Origin of the sequence: Streptomyces sp. NPDC048275 (genome assembly GCF_040652275.1) — a bacterium.
Taxonomy (GTDB): domain Bacteria; phylum Actinomycetota; class Actinomycetes; order Streptomycetales; family Streptomycetaceae; genus Streptomyces.
The window spans coordinates 63,695-79,825 of the sequence record NZ_JBEZLR010000040.1 but is presented as its reverse complement, the minus strand read 5'-3'; the positions used below and the strand labels follow the sequence as shown (position 1 = coordinate 79,825).

The window sequence follows — 16,131 nt, the reverse complement described above, 5'->3', positions numbered from 1 at the left end:
CCCGCCTTCGCCCGAAGGGCTCGTCCTCAAACGCCGGACAGGCTGACATGCCCAGCCCGTCCGGCGTTTGAGGACGAGGCCGTTCAGGCCGAAGCGGGGGTCTGGGGGCGGAGCCCACAGAGATGGGACGGGCGGCGGGGGCGAAAACACCGTCTTCCTCCCGGCTCCGTAGACTGGCCCCGTGAGTGACCTCCCCCCGCACGACAGCAGCGCGCCGGACGAGCCGGAACCCAGCGACCCGCTCGGTCTCTTCGACGAGATCGTCGCGGCTGAGACCGACCGCGACCCCGACCTCGCGGTGATCGAGGCCGGCAGCAGGACCCTGCGCACCCAGGGCACCGGCGGCGCCCAGGCCGACATTCCCGCGCGCCCGGCCGACCCCGAGGTCGACAAGGCGCTGCGCGAGGTGGAGACAGAGCTGGCGACCCGCTGGGGCGAGACCAAGCTGGAGCCGTCCGTCACCCGCATCGCCGCCCTGATGGACGTCCTGGGCGAGCCGCAGCGCGCGTACCCCTCGATCCACATCACGGGCACGAACGGCAAGACCTCCACCGCCCGCATGATCGAGGCCCTGCTCGGCGCCTTCGACCTGCGCACCGGGCGGTACACGAGCCCCCATGTCCAGTCGATCACCGAGCGGATCAGCCTGGACGGCGCCCCGATCTCCGCCGAGCGGTTCATCGAGACGTACAACGACATCAAGCCGTACGTCGAGATGATCGACGCCCAGCAGGAGTACCGGCTCTCCTTCTTCGAGGTGCTCACGGGGATGGCGTACGCGGCCTTCGCGGACGCGCCCATCGACGTGGCCGTCGTCGAGGTCGGGATGGGCGGCAGCTGGGACGCCACCAATGTGATCGACGGGGACGTCGCGGTCGTCACCCCCATCGACCTCGACCACACCGACCGGCTCGGCGAGACGCACGGTGAGATCGCCACCGAGAAGGCCGGCATCGTCAAGCAGGACGCGACCGTGATCCTGGCGCAGCAGCCGGTGGACGCGGCCCAGGTGCTGTTGAAGAAGGCCGTGGAAGTGAACGCCACGGTTGCCCGCGAGGGGCTGGAGTTCGGGGTCGTGGCCCGGCAGGTCGCCGTCGGCGGCCAACTGCTCACGCTACGCGGCCTCGGCGGGGAGTACGAGGAGGTCTTCCTGCCGCTGCACGGCGCGTACCAGGCGCACAACGCCGCCGTCGCGCTGGCCGCGGCCGAGGCGTTCTTCGGCGTCGGTTCGGCGCACACCCAGCGACTGGACATCGACACCGTCCGCAAGGCCTTCGCCTCGGTGACCTCGCCGGGCCGCCTGGAGGTCGTACGCCGCTCGCCGACCGTCGTGCTGGACGCCGCGCACAACCCGGCGGGCGCCCGCGCGACCGCCGACGCCGTCAGCGAGGTCTTCGACTTCAGCCGGCTGATCGGGGTCGTGGGTGCCAGCGGCGACAAGAATGTACGGGGGCTGCTGGAAGCCTTCGAGCCGATCTTCACCGAGGTCGTGATCACCCAGAACTCCAGCCATCGCGCGATGGACGCGGACGAGCTGGCCGGGATCGCCGTCGAGATCTTCGGCGAGGACCGGGTACAGGTCGAGCCCCGGCTCGACGACGCGATCGAGGCCGCGATCACGCTGGCCGAGGAAGAGGGCGAGTACGCCGGCGGCGGCGTACTCGTCACCGGTTCCGTTATCACCGTCGGCGAGGCCCGACTGCTCCTCGGGAGGGGCTGACCGCTGTGCGTACGCTCTGTGCATCCACTCTGATCGGCGAGTTCTTCGTCATCGGCTTCGCCGGTCTCGTCGCCATGAAGGACCCCGATCTGTCCACGGCCACGGTCTGGACCGTCAGCGGGATCTTCATGATGCTGAGCATCCTGCTCTGCGGCGTGATCACCCGGCCCGGGGGCGTCCAGCTCGGCTGGGCCCTGCAGATTGCGCTGATCGCCAGCGGGTTCTTCGTGACGTTGATGTTCGTCCTGGGCGCGATCTTCGCCGCCCTGTGGTGGGCGTCGGTGAAGTACGGCCGGCAGGTCGACGAGGCGAAGGCCCGCTTCGCGGCGCAGGCGGAGTAAACGCCGTTGTCAGTGCCGGGTGCTTCACTGGTTGCGGCACCCGGATCTTCCCCGCCGACGCGGGGATGGTCCCGGCTTTCCCTTGTGCTCAGCGTATTGCTGATCATGCTCCCCGCCCCCGCGGGGTTTCGGACGAAGCGGTCCGGGTGCCACCTCCTCAGCTCCACCCGGTAGCCTCGGGCCCATCGCACAGTCCCTGGCCTGCAAGGAGCCGCACATCATGACTCAGCGCACTCTCGTCCTCCTGAAGCCGGACGCTGTCCGCCGCTCCCTGGTCGGCGAGATCCTCGGCCGTATCGAGCGAAAGGCCGACTGGCGGATCACCGCGCTGGAGCTGCGGACCCTGGACCGCGCTGTCCTCGAGCAGCACTACGCGGAGCACGTGGGCCGCCCGTTCTACGAGCCGCTCGTCGAGTTCATGGCGTCCGGCCCGGTGGTTGCCCTCGTGGTGGAGGGTGAGCGGGTGATCGAGGGCGTGCGCGCGCTCGCCGGCCCCACCGACCCGATCGCCGCCGCCCCCGGCTCCATCCGCGGCGACTTCGGAGTCATCGTCCGCGAGAACCTGATCCACGCCTCCGACTCCGAGGAGTCCGCCGAGCGCGAGCTGAAGATCTTCTTCCCCGGCCGCGCCTGACCCGCAGCCAGAGGGTGGTCCAAACGACACCGCCCAGGGCCACGGCCAAAGCGACGGGCATCAATTTTTTGAGAATTTTCTGCGCTTGTTTCTGAGGGACCGTCACGTCACTTGGATGCCTGACCTGGGACGGCCGTGGATTTCCGGCCGTCCCGCGGCATATGCGTGCCGATCGGGGGAACGCGTGCCTCCGATGGCCCGTCTCCAGAAGCGAGGCGACGCCACGCATGCTGACAATGGCGAAGACCCTCGCGCGGTGTTCGCGAAGGCGCGTCTACGATGGAAGCCTTCACGCCACCGCACCCACCTCGCCTACCTAACAAGCCATCAAAGCTCGACTTGGGAAGGCCAGACGAATCCTGATGGGGAACTCAATGTCGTTCATCGGCCGTGACATGGCTGTCGACCTCGGGACCGCCAACACGCTGGTGTACGTCAGGGGTCGCGGGATCGTACTCAACGAGCCGTCCGTCGTCGCGATCAACACCAACACCGGTGGCATCCTCGCGGTCGGTTCGGAAGCGAAGAAGATGATCGGGCGGACTCCCGGCAACATCGTTGCCGTGCGTCCGCTGCGGGATGGCGTCATCGCCGACTTCGAGATCACCGAGCGCATGCTCCGCTACTTCATTCTGAAGATCCACAAGCGGCGCTATCTCGCCCGTCCGCGTGTCGTCGTCTGTGTGCCCTCCGGCATCACGGGCGTCGAGCGCCGTGCCGTCATCGAGGCGTCGTCCCAGGCCGGCGCCCGCCAGGTGCACATCATCGAGGAGCCCATGGCCGCGGCCATCGGCTCCGGCCTGCCGGTTCACGAGGCCACGGGCAACATGGTGGTGGACATCGGCGGCGGCACCACGGAGGTCGCGGTCATCTCGCTCGGCGGCATCGTCACCGCCCAGTCCATCCGCGTCGCGGGCGATGAGCTGGACAACGCGATCATCCAGCACATCAAGAAGGAGTACAGCCTTCTTCTCGGTGAGCGGACGGCCGAGCAGATCAAGATCACGATCGGTTCGGCGTACGACCTCGACAATGACGAACACACCGAAATCCGCGGCCGGGACCTCGTCTCCGGGCTGCCCAAGACCGTCGTCATCTCCGCGGCCGAAGTCCGCAAGGCCATCGAAGAGCCGGTCAACGCGATCATTGATGCGGTGAAGACGACGCTCGACAAGTGCCCGCCGGAGCTGTCCGGTGACGTGATGGACCGCGGAATCGTTCTGACCGGCGGCGGAGCCCTGTTGCGCGGCCTCGACGAACGGCTGCGCCGCGAGACCGGCATGCCGATCCACATCGCCGAGGACCCGCTGGACAGCGTGGCGCTCGGATCCGGAAAGTGCGTCGAGGAGTTCGAGGCGCTCCAGCAGGTGCTGGACGCCCAGCCGCGCAGATGAGGTAACTCTTCGATTCCGCCGTACGAGATGAACCCTTCTCGTACGGCGGATCGTTGATATTCAGGCATAAGCTCCCCCATAACACCCGCCAACACCCGCGGGCTTTCGACGAGGAAGGCACGGCCGCCGCACGTGAGGGACACACGAGAGAGCCGGCTGCTCCTGGTGCTGCTGATCGCCATCGCGTTCGCTCTGATCACGGTGGACATCCGCGGTGGCGAGGACTCGCCGGTCGACGGTGCCCGCCAGGCCGCCGCGACCGTCTTCGGCCCGATCGAGAACGGGGTGGCGTCCGCGGTCGACCCCGTAGGCAACGCGATCGCGGCGGTCCGCGACTCGGGCGACCGGCACGACCGCATCGCCCAACTCGAGCACGACAACGCGGCGCTGAAGGCGAAGCTCGGCAGCGACGACCGCAACCGCAGCCGTCTCAAGCAGCTCGACAGCATGCTCAAGACGGCCGGCGCCGGGCAGTACGGCATCAAGGGCGCCGAGGTCATCGCCATAGGAGCGGCCCAGGGCTTCTCCTGGACCGTGACGATCGACGTCGGCGCGAACGACGGCGTCACGCGCGACATGACCGTCCTGAACGGGGAAGGCCTGGTCGGACGGATCACCACCGTCGGCCCGAACACCGCCACCGTACTGCTCGCCAACGACCCCGACTTCACCGTCGGTACGCGCATGGAGTCCACCGACGAACTCGGCTTCGCCTCCGGGCAGGGCGACCGCCCGCTGCGGGTGGAGATGCTCAACGGCAAGGCCAAAATCAAGAAGGGGGACCGGCTGGTCACCTTCGGCTCGCAGGCCGACAAGCCGTTCGTGCCCGGCGTCCCGGTCGGCGTGGTCTCCCGCGTCGACCCGTCCGGCGGCGACCTGACCCGCACGATCTACGTCACGCCGTACGTCTCGTTCTCCAAGCTCGACATCGTCGGCGTCGTCGTCGAGGCCCCGCGCACGGACCCGCGCGACGAGGTGCTGCCGCCCAAGCCCAAACCGACGCCCACGCCGACCGTGACCGTGACGGTCACTCCGTCCTCGGAGAGCCTGTCCGAAGACGACGAACAGCAAGAGCGGTAGGAGCCGAATCCCATGCGTTTCAACCGGATGCTGCTCTCCACCACCCTGGTGGTCGTCGCCCTGGTGATCCAGGTGAGCGTCCTCGCCCGACTGCACCTCCCGGGCGCCGTCCCGGACCTGATGCTGCTGACCGTACTGGCCCTCGCCATGGTCTACGGCCATGTCGGCGGCGCCTTCATCGGCTTCGGCGCGGGCCTGCTCGCCGACCTCGCCCCACCCGCCGACCACGCCGCCGGGCGCTACGCCCTCGTGCTGTGCGTCATCGGCTACCTCGCCGGCCTGGTGAAGCCGGAGAACGGCCGGCTCAAGTCCGCGACCGGCCCGATGGCCGTGGTCGTCGCCGCCGCGATCGGCTCCACCCTGCTGTACGCCGGTGTCGGCGCCCTCGTCGGCGACACCGCCGCTCGCCATGTGGGCCTCGGCAGCCTGCTGTTCACCGCCGCCCTGTACGACCTGCTGCTGGCGCCCTTCGTGGTCCCGGGGCTGATGGCGCTGGCCCGACGCTCCGAGAACAACCCGCTCGCCGAGTCCAGTACGTCCGCCAAGTCGGCCGACGTCTCCTCCGGCTGGCTCTCCTCCGGCACCGGTCTGCGCATCGGCGGTCAGCGCGGCGGGCTCCGGGTGAAGGCGGCGAAGGCGCGAGTCGCCCGCGCGGGACGCATCAAGGGGGTCAAGCGGCTGTGAGAGCACGCCGGTTGGCGACCCGCGTACACAGGTTCGCCGTGTACTCGTATGCCTCGTACACACACTGAGAGGGGGAGGCAGCAGCAGTGACCAACATCCCCGAGACCGGCAGGACCCCACGGGTTCAGATCCGGCTCGTCGTCATCCAGATTCTCGTTCTCTCCCTCCTCGGCACCCTCGGCGGCCGCCTCTGGTACCTCCAGATCCGCAACGGCGACGAGTACGCCAAGGAAGCCTCCGGAAACCATGTCCAGCAGGTCGTCCAGCCCGCCGTACGCGGCTCGATCCTGGACGCGCGCGGGGTGGCGATCGCCGACAACGAGACCCGGCTCGTGGTCTCCGCCTCGCGCACCGACCTGCTGAAGATGAAGGACGACGGCAAGGCGGTCCTCACCAAGCTCGCCGGTGTGCTGGCCATGAAGCCCGAGGACGTCATCCAGAAGATCCGGCTGTGCGACTCCGAGACCCCGCAGCCCTGCTGGAACGGCTCGCCCTACCAGCCGATCCCCATCACCGACGAGGCAACCGCCAAGCAGGCGTTGCAGATCCGTGAGCGCTCCGAGGACTTTCCCGGCATCACCGCCGAGCCCCAGGCCGTGCGCCGCTACGCCGGCCCTGGCAAGGCCAACACCGCACAGGTGCTCGGCTATCTGTCGCCCGTCACCGACGCCGAGATCACCAAGGCCGAGGACACCTCCTCGCCGTATCTGCGCTCCGACCAGGTCGGCCGCTCCGGCCTCGAGCGCGAGTACGACAAGGAACTGCGCGGCAAGGCCGGCGTCACCCGCTACGAGGTCGACAACCTCGGCCGGGTCATGGGCCAGGCCAAGAGCGACGCGGCCGAACCCGGCGCGAACCTCGTCACCAGCATCGACGCCCGCGTCCAGCGCGTCGCCGAGTACCAGCTGAACGAGGCGATGAAGACCGCCCGTACGCAACTCGACCGGAACACCGGCGTGAAGTACAAGGCCGACTCGGGCGCGGTCGTCGTGATGGAGGCCAAGACCGGCCGCGTCGTCGCCATGGCCTCCAACCCGACCTACGACCCGAACGCCTGGGTCGGCGGTATCTCCGCCAAGGACTACGCCTCGCTCACCGGCAAGTCGTCCAACTACCCGCTGCTCAACCGGGCGATCCAGGGCCAGGCGGCGCCCGGCTCGATCTTCAAGGTCGTCTCCACCGCGGCCGCGGTCAACGCCGGCTACCCCTTCGACGGGAACTACGAGTGCTCCAGCTCGTACTCCGTCGGCAGCCAGGTCTTCAAGAACTTCGAGTCCCGGGGGTACGGCCCGATCAGCCTCGGCCGCGCCCTGGAGGTCTCCTGCGACACCGTCTTCTACCGCCTCGCCCACCAGGAGTGGAAGCGGGACGGCGGCACCAAGCCGAAGAAGAAGGCCAGCGACTGGTTCTACAAGACCGCCCACCAGTACGGCCTCGGCGCCGAGACCGGCATCGACCTCCCGAACGAGGTCACCGGTCGTATCCCCGACCGCCAGTGGAAGCAGAGCTACTGGAAGGCCAACAAGGACGCCTGGTGCAAGTACGGCAAGAAGAGCGGCACCTACGCGGAGAAGATCGCCTACGAGAACTGCCTCGAAGGCAACCTGATGCGCGCCGGTGACTCCGTCAACTACTCGATCGGCCAGGGCGACACCCTCGTCACGCCGATACAGATGGCGACGATCTACGCGGCGATCTCCAACGGCGGCACCCTCTACGACCCGACCGTCGGCAAGGCGATCGTCAGCGCGGACGGCAAGAACGTGAAGGAGATCGAGCCCACGTCGCACGGCAAACTGCCGGTCTCGAAGAAGACGCTCGCCGAGATGAACGACGCCCTCGCGGGAGTCGTGACCCGCGGTTCCGCCGCCTGGCGCTTCGGCGGCTGGCCGCAGGACGAGATCCCGATGCACGCCAAGACCGGTACGGCCGAGGTCTACGGCAAGCAGACCACCTCGTGGTTCGCCACGTACACCAAGGACTACACGGTCGTCATGACCATCTCCCAGGGTGGTACGGGCTCCGGCGCCTCCGGCCCCGCCGTCCGCAAGATCTACAACGCGCTGTACGGCGTCTCCGAGGACGGCGCGATCGACAAGAGCAAGGCGCTGCTGCCCACCCCCGAGAAGAACCTGCCGAAGATCCAGTCCGACGGCTCGATCGACGCCCCGGCGATCTCCAAGGACCCGGCCAAGGACCAGCAGGCCAGCGAGGAGAACGACCTCGCCGACGACGACACCCAGCCCGCGGCCACCACACCGTCGCCGACCGCGAGCAACCGCAACGCCCGACGACGCACGGCACGCCCGAAGAAGCGGCGGAGGATCCTGACATGACGGGAGCCAACAACTTCTCCGTCTCCGGGTACGGGCCCGAGCGCGCCGGCTGGACGCGTCTGTTCGCCCGCGACTCGCTGGCCCGTCGGCTCGACTGGCCGATACTGTTCGCGGCGATCGCGCTCTCGCTGATCGGCTCGGCCCTCGTCTACTCGGCGACCCGCAACCGCACCGAGATCAACCAGGGCGACCCGTACTACTTCCTCATCCGCCATCTCATGAACACCGGCATCGGGTTCGGCCTGATGATCGGCACGGTCTGGCTCGGCCACCGCACCCTGCGCACCGCCGTGCCGATCCTGTACGGCCTCTCGGTCTTCCTGATCCTCGCGGTGCTGACCCCGCTCGGCGCCACCGTCAACGGCGCGCACGCCTGGATCGTGCTCGGCGGCGGGTTCTCCCTCCAGCCCTCCGAGTTCGTGAAGATCACGATCATCCTGGGCATGGCGATGCTGCTCGCGGCCCGGGTCGACGCGGGCGACCGGTCGTACCCCGACCACCGCACGGTCCTGCAGGCCCTGGGTCTCGCCGCCGTCCCGATGATGATCGTCATGCTGATGCCCGACCTCGGCTCGGTCATGGTCATGGTCATCATCGTGCTCGGCGTGCTGCTCGCCTCCGGCGCCTCCAACCGCTGGGTGTTCGGCCTGCTCGGCACCGGCGCGCTCGGCGCGATCGCGGTCTGGCAGCTGAAGATCCTCGACGAGTACCAGATCAACCGCTTCGCCGCCTTCGCCAACCCGGAGCTCGACCCGGCCGGCGTCGGCTACAACACCAACCAGGCCCGCATCGCCATCGGCTCCGGCGGCCTCTTCGGCACCGGCCTCGGTGAGGGCTCGCAGACCACCGGCCAGTTCGTCCCCGAACAGCAGACCGACTTCGTGTTCACGGTCGCGGGCGAGGAACTGGGCTTCGTGGGCGCCGGACTGATCCTGCTCCTGCTCGGCGTCGTCCTGTGGCGGGCCTGCCGCATCGCCCGCGAGACCACCGAGCTGTACGGCACGATCGTCGCCGCGGGCATCATCGCCTGGTTCGCCTTCCAGTCCTTCGAGAACATCGGCATGACCCTCGGCATCATGCCGGTCGCGGGTCTCCCCCTGCCCTTCGTGTCGTACGGCGGCTCGTCGATGTTCGCGGTGTGGGTGGCGGTGGGGCTGTTGCAGTCGATCAGGGTGCAGCGGCCGATGTCGGCGTAGGGGAGGGCCGGGGATGCGGGCTCCGCTCATGTCCTGGTGGCCTAAAAGTGACTTTCTGGTGTCTTCCGGGTGACGTCCAGGTGGCGAGTCGGTAGTGGCTCTTCCCGGCCAGGCCCTGCCATCTCGGGCGTACAGCCACTAGATTCAGTTCATGGTGGACACGAAGCGCGAGATCGAGCGGAAGTACGAAGCTTCGGCCGGGGGCGAGCTTCCCGACCTGACGGGCGTCTCCGGCGTCTCGGGCGTCGTCGACAAGGGCGTCGCGGAACTCGACGCCACCTACTACGACACGGCCGACCAGCGGCTCGCCGCCGCCTCCCTCACGCTGCGCCGCCGCACCGGCGGCGACGACGCGGGCTGGCATCTCAAACTGCCGGTCGCCGAGGGCGTCCGCGACGAGATACACGCCCCGCTCTCCGACGCCGTGCCCCGGTACCTGAGCGGCCTCGTGCGCTCCCGGGTGCGCGAAGCCGAGCTCGTCCCCGTCGTACGGTTGCGGTCGGCCCGCGACATCCGCCATCTCGTCGACGCCTCCGGCGCCCTGCTCGCCGAGGTCAGTGTCGACCGTGTGCGTGCGGAGCGGCTCAGCGGAGGCGTGGGCACCGCCGAATGGACCGAGATCGAGGTGGAGCTCGCCGACGACGGTGATCCGGCCTTTCTCGACAAGGTGGAGAAGAAGCTCCGCAAGGCGGGCCTGAACCGGTCGTCCTCGGCGTCCAAGCTGGCGCGGGCGCTGGACGAGACCGGCGCGAAACGGAAGAAGAAGGCCACGGAGTCGACTCCGGTCCCGGCCGCGGAGAGCGCCGGAGACCACGTCCTCGCCTACGTCCGCGCCCAGCGCGACGCGATCGTCGAGCTGGACCCCGCCGTCCGCCGCGACGTGTACGACTCCGTGCACAGCATGCGCGTCGCCACCCGGCGCATGCGCAGCACCTTCCGCTCGTACGGCAAAGTCCTGGACCGCACCGTCACCGACCCGATCGGTGACGAACTGAAGTGGCTGGCCGGTGAACTGGGCGTCGACCGCGACCAGGAAGTGCTCACCGAACGCCTGACGGCCTCGCTCGACGAGCTGCCGCGCACCCTGCTCGCGGGCCCCGTCCGCACCCGCCTGCGCACCTGGTCGCACGCCCGCAGCGGCGGCTCCCGGCGCCGCCTGATCGCCGTACTGGACGGGAAGCGCTATCTGGATCTGCTGGCGACGCTGGATGCGGTGGTGGCCGACCCGCCGCTCCTGAAGGCGGCGTCGGCCGATCCGTCCAAGACGCTCGCGAAGGCCGTACGGAAGGACTTCAAGAAGGTCTCCGACCTGATCGCGGAGGCGCTCGACCAGCCGCCCGGCGAGGACCGCAGTCTCACGATGCACGAGGCGCGCAAGAAGGCCAAGCGCACCCGGTACGCGGCCGAGGCGGCCACCCCCGCGCTCGGCAAGCCCGCCGCCGGCCTGGTCAAGTCCATGAAGTCGCTGCAGAGCCTGCTCGGCGACCACCAGGACTCCGTGATGGCCCGCGAGGCCCTGCGGGACCTGGCGACGCAGGCGCACGCGGCGGGGGAGAGCGCGTTCACGTACGGGGTGCTGTACGGGAGGGAGGAGCAGCGGGCGGCGGCGGACGAGGCGGAGCTGCCGGATGCCTGGGAGGCGATCGAGGGGCAGGGAGCGGTCTGACGGCGGGCCTGTCCGGCGGATCAGGTTGCAGGGAAGCACCGGCACCTCGTAGGTGCCGGTGAGCGGGGCTTGGTGCGTGCGGCTGCAAGGCGGAGGAGGGAGGCGACGCGGAGCGTCGTTGACCGACGACAACGCCGCAGACGCGTGTGCCGGACCCCGCGTCCGCGGCGTGATCCAAACGACAGGCCCTAGACGGGTGCGGGAGGCCTCTTCGGCCGCGTTAGGCTAGATGGTCACCCCTGTCAGCTCACGAAGGTTCGCGAGATGTCTGTCGAATCGGTCTTCCCGCAGCTCGAAGCTCTGCTCCCGCATGTGCAGAAGCCGATCCAGTACGTCGGCGGCGAGCTCAACTCCACCGTCAAGCCCTGGGACGCCTGTGACGTCCGCTGGGCGCTGATGTACCCGGACGCGTACGAGGTCGGGCTGCCCAACCAGGGCGTCATGATCCTCTACGAGGTACTGAACGAGCGCCAGGGCGTCCTCGCCGAGCGCACGTACAGCGTGTGGCCGGACCTGGAAGCGCTGATGCGCGAGCACCAGGTCCCCCAGTTCACGGTGGACAGCCACCGCCCGGTGAAGGCTTTCGACGTCTTCGGCCTGTCCTTCTCCACGGAGCTGGGCTACACCAACATGCTGACGGCGCTGGACCTGGCGGGCATCCCGCTGGAGTCCCGCGCGCGCACGATCGACGACCCGATCGTGCTGGCCGGCGGGCATGCCGCCTTCAACCCCGAGCCGATCGCCGACTTCATCGACGCGGCGATCATCGGCGACGGCGAGCAGGCCGTGCTCGACATGACCGAGATCATCCGCGCCTGGAAGGCGGAGGGCCGCCCGGGAGGCCGCGAAGAGGTCCTCTTCCGCCTGGCGAAGACGGGCTCGGTCTACATCCCCGCGTTCTACGACGTCGAGTACCTCCCCGACGGCCGAATCGCCCGCGTGGTCCCCAACAAGTCGGGCGTCCCGTGGCGTGTGTCCAAGCACACGGTCATGGACCTCGACGAGTGGCCGTACCCCAAGCAGCCCCTGGTCCCGCTCGCGGAGACCGTCCACGAGCGCATGTCGGTGGAGATCTTCCGCGGCTGTACGCGCGGCTGCCGCTTCTGCCAGGCGGGCATGATCACCCGCCCGGTCCGCGAGCGCTCCATCACGGGCATCGGCGAGATGGTCGAGAAGGGCCTGAAGGCGACGGGCTTCGAGGAGGTGGGCCTCCTTTCGCTGTCGAGCGCGGACCACAGCGAAATCGGCGACATCGCGAAGGGCCTGGCCGACCGGTACGAGGAGGACAAGATCGGCCTGTCCCTCCCCTCGACCCGCGTGGACGCCTTCAACGTCGACCTGGCGAACGAGCTGACCCGCAACGGCCGCCGCTCCGGTCTGACCTTCGCCCCCGAGGGCGGCAGCGAGCGCATGCGCAAGGTCATCAACAAGATGGTCTCGGAAGAGGACCTGATCCGCACGGTCTCCACGGCGTACGGCAACGGCTGGCGCCAGGTGAAGCTGTACTTCATGTGCGGCCTGCCTACGGAGACGGACGAGGACGTCCTGCAGATCGGCGACATGGCGGTCAACGTCATCGCCGAGGGCCGCAAGGTCTCCGGCCAGAACGACATCCGCTGCACGGTCTCGATCGGCGGCTTCGTCCCCAAGCCCCACACCCCCTTCCAGTGGGCGCCCCAGCTCTCCGCCGAGGAGACGGACGCCCGCCTCGAGAAGCTCCGCGACAAGATCCGCGGCGACAAGAAGTACGGCCGCTCCATCGGCTTCCGCTACCACGACGGCAAGCCCGGCATCGTCGAGGGCCTGCTCTCGCGCGGCGACCGCCGTATCGGTTCGGTCATCCGCGCGGTCTACGAGGACGGCGGCCGCTTCGACGGCTGGCGCGAGCACTTCTCGTACGACCGCTGGATGGCTTGCGCCGAGAAGACGCTGCCGGAGTTCGGGGTCGACGTCGACTGGTACACCACCCGCGAGCGCACCTACGAGGAAGTCCTCCCCTGGGACCACCTCGACTCCGGCCTCGACAAGGACTGGCTCTGGGAGGACTGGCAGGACGCCCTCGACGAGACAGAGGTCGAGGACTGCCGGTGGACGCCGTGCTTCGACTGTGGGGTGTGTCCTCAGATGGACACGAGTATCCAAATCGGCCCGACGGGCAAGAAGTTGCTGCCGCTGTCGGTGAAGCAGCCGGCGGGGAGTGGGCACAGCCACTGAGTGTCGGCGGCAGCCCGTTGTGGGGTGCCGCGAGGGGTGTCCGACGGGTCTGTTATCGACCTGCCGGACACCCCTTTTTGCCGTGTGGGCGGGGCCGGTTGAGCCTCGGCCACCTTGGCGGGTGCGACTACCCTTCCGGCTCGCTCTCCGCCACGGCGATGGCGAATCCGAGAGCCTCGGTGATGTTGGTGGCCGCGGCCATGACCTTGGCGGTACCCACGACGGGTGCCACGGCGACCAGTACGTCCTGAATCTGCTCCACGGTCACGTTGTTCTCGATGGCGGGACCGATGTGGGCGACGTAGGAAACGGGCGGCGCATCCATGGCCGCGAGGGCGGCGAGACGCGTCAGGATGAGCGTGTCCAGAGGCAGCCCGCACCGCTCGATCGAGTCGAGAGTCATGGCGGCCAGGGTGTCGAGGACAGGGGTCTCGGATGAAGCTGTCATAGGGCCATCTCCTGAATCGGGCCCCTCATTTCAGCGTAAGTGGTCCTTTGGCCTTGGGCATCAGGATCGTGGCCGTCTGCATCCAAGAGGCCCGCTGATGCGTCTATGTCGGTATGGACCTGGAAAAGCCGCCTGCCGAGCGACCCGTACCGCGGGCCGAAGGGTGCCTCACGGTCGCGATCCGGCTGCCCGTGCGGATCGTCGTGCTGGTGCTCGTCGTGCCCGTGCGCATGGTGTGGGACGCGCTGGTCGTCGGCGGGCGGTTCCTGCGGGACACCGTGCTGCGGCCGGTGGGGCGTGCGCTGGAGTGGGTGGCGTGGGCGGTGTTCGTCTGGCCGTGGGTGACGCTGTGGCGGTACGCCGTCGTGCCGGTCGGCAAGGGACTCGGGTGGCTCGGACACGTGCTGCTGGTCGTGCCCCTGGTGTGGCTGTACCGGAACCTGCTGACACCGGTCGGGCACGCCATCGCCTGGGCGGCGCGAGGAATCGGCGCCGGGCTCGGCTGGGTGTGCCGCGGCGTCGGCGCAGGGCTCGGCTGGGCGGCGCGAGGAATCGGTGCCGGGCTCGGCTGGGCGGCGCGAGGAATCGGTGCCGGGCTCGGCTGGGTGTGCCGCGGCGTCGGCGCAGGGCTCGGCTGGGTGTGCGCGCGGCTGTTGGCGCCCTTCGGGCACGCGGTCGCCTGGCTGCTCAAGGGCCTCGGGATCGGGCTCGCGGTGGTCGGGCTCGGGGTGTACAACGCCGTGGCCTGGCTGGTGCGGTATCTGATCGTCGTACCGGCGGTGTGGCTGTACGAGTGGATCCTCGCGCCCGTCGGACGGGCGATCGCGTGGGCGGCGCGCGGACTCGTGTGGCTCGTACGGATGATCTTCACCGGGATCGGTGCGGCGCTCTACTGGACGTTGCGCATCCTGCTCGTGCTGCCCGCGCTCGCCGTGTGGCGCTGGGTGCTGGTGCCGGTCGGGCGCTTCCTCGCCCTCATCGGGCGCGAGGTCGGCGGGGCGCTCGGGCACGCGTGGCGGGTGGCCGGGCACATCTCGCTCGCCGTCGGGCGGTTCCTCGGGCGACTCTTCCGGTGGATCTTCGTGGAGCCGGTGCGCTGGGTGTACCGGAGCCTGTTGACGCCCCTCGGGCATGTCGTACGAGACACCGTTCTGCGGCCCGCCGCCGAGGCCGCGCGCAGCGTGGGACGGGTGACGCGGCAGGCCCTGGCGGCCGCCCGCGAGTCCGCGCGGCAGGCGCGTGCCGACTTCCGCCGGATGCTCTTCGGCGCGCCTCGGGAGCCAGAGCCCGTGGCCCGGCGGGAACCGGGAGCCGCCGCGACACGTACTCTTGGTAGCAGTACGACCGCTCTCACGAAGGACTGAACGACACTGGGCAAGCGACAGCCCGAAGGCCCGCCGCCCGCACCCGCGGTGCAGCGCATCCGACTGCGCTACACCAAGCGCGGCCGCCTCCGGTTCACCAGCCACCGTGACTTCCAGCGCGCCTTCGAGCGTGCGCTGCGCCGCGCCGCGGTGCCGATGGCCTACTCGGCGGGGTTCACACCGCATCCGAAGGTGTCGTACGCCAATGCCGCACCCACCGGCACGGGCAGTGAGGCGGAATACCTGGAGATCGCGCTCACCGCGGCGCGTGACCCCGAGAAGCTGCGCGAGCTTCTCGACGAGTCGATGCCCGTCGGGCTCGACATCATCGAGGCGGTCGAGGCCCGGACGTCCGGGCTCGCCGATCGGCTCACCGCGTCCGTGTGGGAGCTGCGCCTCGACGGCGTGGCGCTCGAGGACGTGTCGCGCGCGGTCGACGCCTTCAAGTCGGCCGACGCGGTGGAGGTCCAGCGCAGGACCAAGAACGGGATGCGCACCTTCGACGCCCGCAGTGCTGTAGCGAGCCTCGATGCGCACAGTGCGCAGGCCGATAGGCCGACCGACCAGCCCTGTGCGATACTGCGGCTGGTTGTTCGGCACGTGACGCCTGCCGTACGACCCGACGACGTCCTGTCCGGTCTCCGCGCCGTGGCCGACCTGGCGCCGCCGGTCCCCGCAGCGGTGACCAGGCTGGCGCAGGGGCTGTTCGATGAAGAGACCGGCACGGTGACCGACCCGCTCGCGCCCGACCGCGAGGCAGTCACGGCCGCCCCAGCCGATCGCACAGGGGCCGCCGCATCTGCCGCCGCGAAGGCGTCGGCGTAGGTCCCGCGTAAGGACGGATGTCGTAGCGCCGCCCTCGTATCCGGGAGCCACCTGGGTCGGGCAGCGCACCGACCAGAAGACTTTCGCCAGGCCGTACGCACACATGGTGTACGGAACCGGTGGGACAGGACACAGAGAGCTCCCGTGCGGCGCCCGCGCCCCGGACGGCGGCACCGCGCATCGCGCGAGCCGCGGACGTCACCGGATCATCCGGACCAGGTGCGGCGCC

13 protein-coding genes are annotated in these 16,131 nt (G+C 69.3%); 12 read left to right on the top strand and 1 reads right to left on the bottom strand.

What is annotated here, in order from left to right:
* Positions 1-181 precede the first annotated feature (181 nt).
* The 10 genes from AB0D57_RS23725 to AB0D57_RS23680 all read left to right on the top strand — a co-directional run bounded on the left by AB0D57_RS23725 (position 182) and on the right by AB0D57_RS23680 (position 13,265).
* Positions 182-1,720, top strand: a complete 1,539-nt coding sequence (locus AB0D57_RS23725) for a folylpolyglutamate synthase/dihydrofolate synthase family protein (RefSeq protein WP_362076279.1) — start codon at positions 182-184, stop codon at positions 1,718-1,720.
* 5 nt (positions 1,721-1,725) lie between these two features.
* Positions 1,726-2,061, top strand: a complete 336-nt coding sequence (locus tag AB0D57_RS23720; RefSeq protein WP_362076276.1) for a DUF4233 domain-containing protein — start codon at positions 1,726-1,728, stop codon at positions 2,059-2,061.
* A gap of 220 nt (positions 2,062-2,281) precedes the next feature.
* The gene (gene ndk, locus AB0D57_RS23715; protein ID WP_362076273.1) at positions 2,282-2,695 is read left to right on the top strand and encodes a nucleoside-diphosphate kinase; all 414 of its coding nucleotides are present in this window, start codon (positions 2,282-2,284) and stop codon (positions 2,693-2,695) included.
* A gap of 374 nt (positions 2,696-3,069) precedes the next feature.
* Entirely contained in the window at positions 3,070-4,089 is a 1,020-nt protein-coding gene (locus tag AB0D57_RS23710) for a rod shape-determining protein (protein WP_362076270.1), read from the top strand.
* A gap of 132 nt (positions 4,090-4,221) precedes the next feature.
* A complete protein-coding gene (gene mreC / locus AB0D57_RS23705) occupies positions 4,222-5,169 on the top strand; it encodes a rod shape-determining protein MreC (RefSeq protein ID WP_362076267.1) in 948 nt (315 codons plus the stop codon).
* 12 nt (positions 5,170-5,181) lie between these two features.
* Positions 5,182-5,853 carry a rod shape-determining protein MreD gene (gene mreD / locus AB0D57_RS23700; RefSeq protein WP_362076264.1) on the top strand — a complete coding sequence of 224 codons (672 nt, stop codon included), beginning with the start codon at positions 5,182-5,184 and terminating at the stop codon, positions 5,851-5,853.
* Between the two features lie 86 nt (positions 5,854-5,939).
* Positions 5,940-8,189, top strand: coding sequence for a penicillin-binding protein 2 (gene mrdA / locus AB0D57_RS23695; RefSeq protein WP_362076261.1), 2,250 nt, complete (start codon positions 5,940-5,942; stop codon positions 8,187-8,189).
* Complete coding sequence (rodA, locus tag AB0D57_RS23690) at positions 8,186-9,385, top strand: rod shape-determining protein RodA (protein ID WP_362076258.1); 1,200 nt, start codon at positions 8,186-8,188, stop codon at positions 9,383-9,385. The genes mrdA and rodA overlap by 4 nt, the downstream gene beginning before the upstream one ends.
* Before the next feature lie 151 nt (positions 9,386-9,536).
* Positions 9,537-11,051 (top strand): CYTH and CHAD domain-containing protein, encoded by a 1,515-nt coding sequence (locus tag AB0D57_RS23685; RefSeq protein WP_362076255.1) that lies wholly within the window; start codon positions 9,537-9,539, stop codon positions 11,049-11,051.
* A gap of 264 nt (positions 11,052-11,315) precedes the next feature.
* Positions 11,316-13,265 carry a TIGR03960 family B12-binding radical SAM protein gene (locus AB0D57_RS23680; protein WP_362076252.1) on the top strand — a complete coding sequence of 650 codons (1,950 nt, stop codon included), beginning with the start codon at positions 11,316-11,318 and terminating at the stop codon, positions 13,263-13,265.
* A 127-nt stretch (positions 13,266-13,392) separates the two neighbouring features.
* Here the strand turns inward: AB0D57_RS23680 and AB0D57_RS23675 are convergent, their stop codons facing one another.
* Complete coding sequence (locus AB0D57_RS23675; protein ID WP_362076249.1) at positions 13,393-13,713, bottom strand: carboxymuconolactone decarboxylase family protein; 321 nt, start codon at positions 13,711-13,713, stop codon at positions 13,393-13,395.
* Positions 13,714-13,826: 113 nt separating this feature from the next.
* Here AB0D57_RS23675 and AB0D57_RS23670 point away from each other — a divergent pair, with 113 nt between their 5' ends.
* Together AB0D57_RS23670 and AB0D57_RS23665 are read left to right on the top strand one after the other, a co-directional pair.
* Complete coding sequence (locus AB0D57_RS23670; protein ID WP_362076246.1) at positions 13,827-15,077, top strand: hypothetical protein; 1,251 nt, start codon at positions 13,827-13,829, stop codon at positions 15,075-15,077.
* 48 nt (positions 15,078-15,125) lie between these two features.
* The gene (locus tag AB0D57_RS23665) at positions 15,126-15,902 is read left to right on the top strand and encodes a TIGR03936 family radical SAM-associated protein (RefSeq protein ID WP_362076243.1); all 777 of its coding nucleotides are present in this window, start codon (positions 15,126-15,128) and stop codon (positions 15,900-15,902) included.
* Positions 15,903-16,131 lie beyond the last annotated feature (229 nt).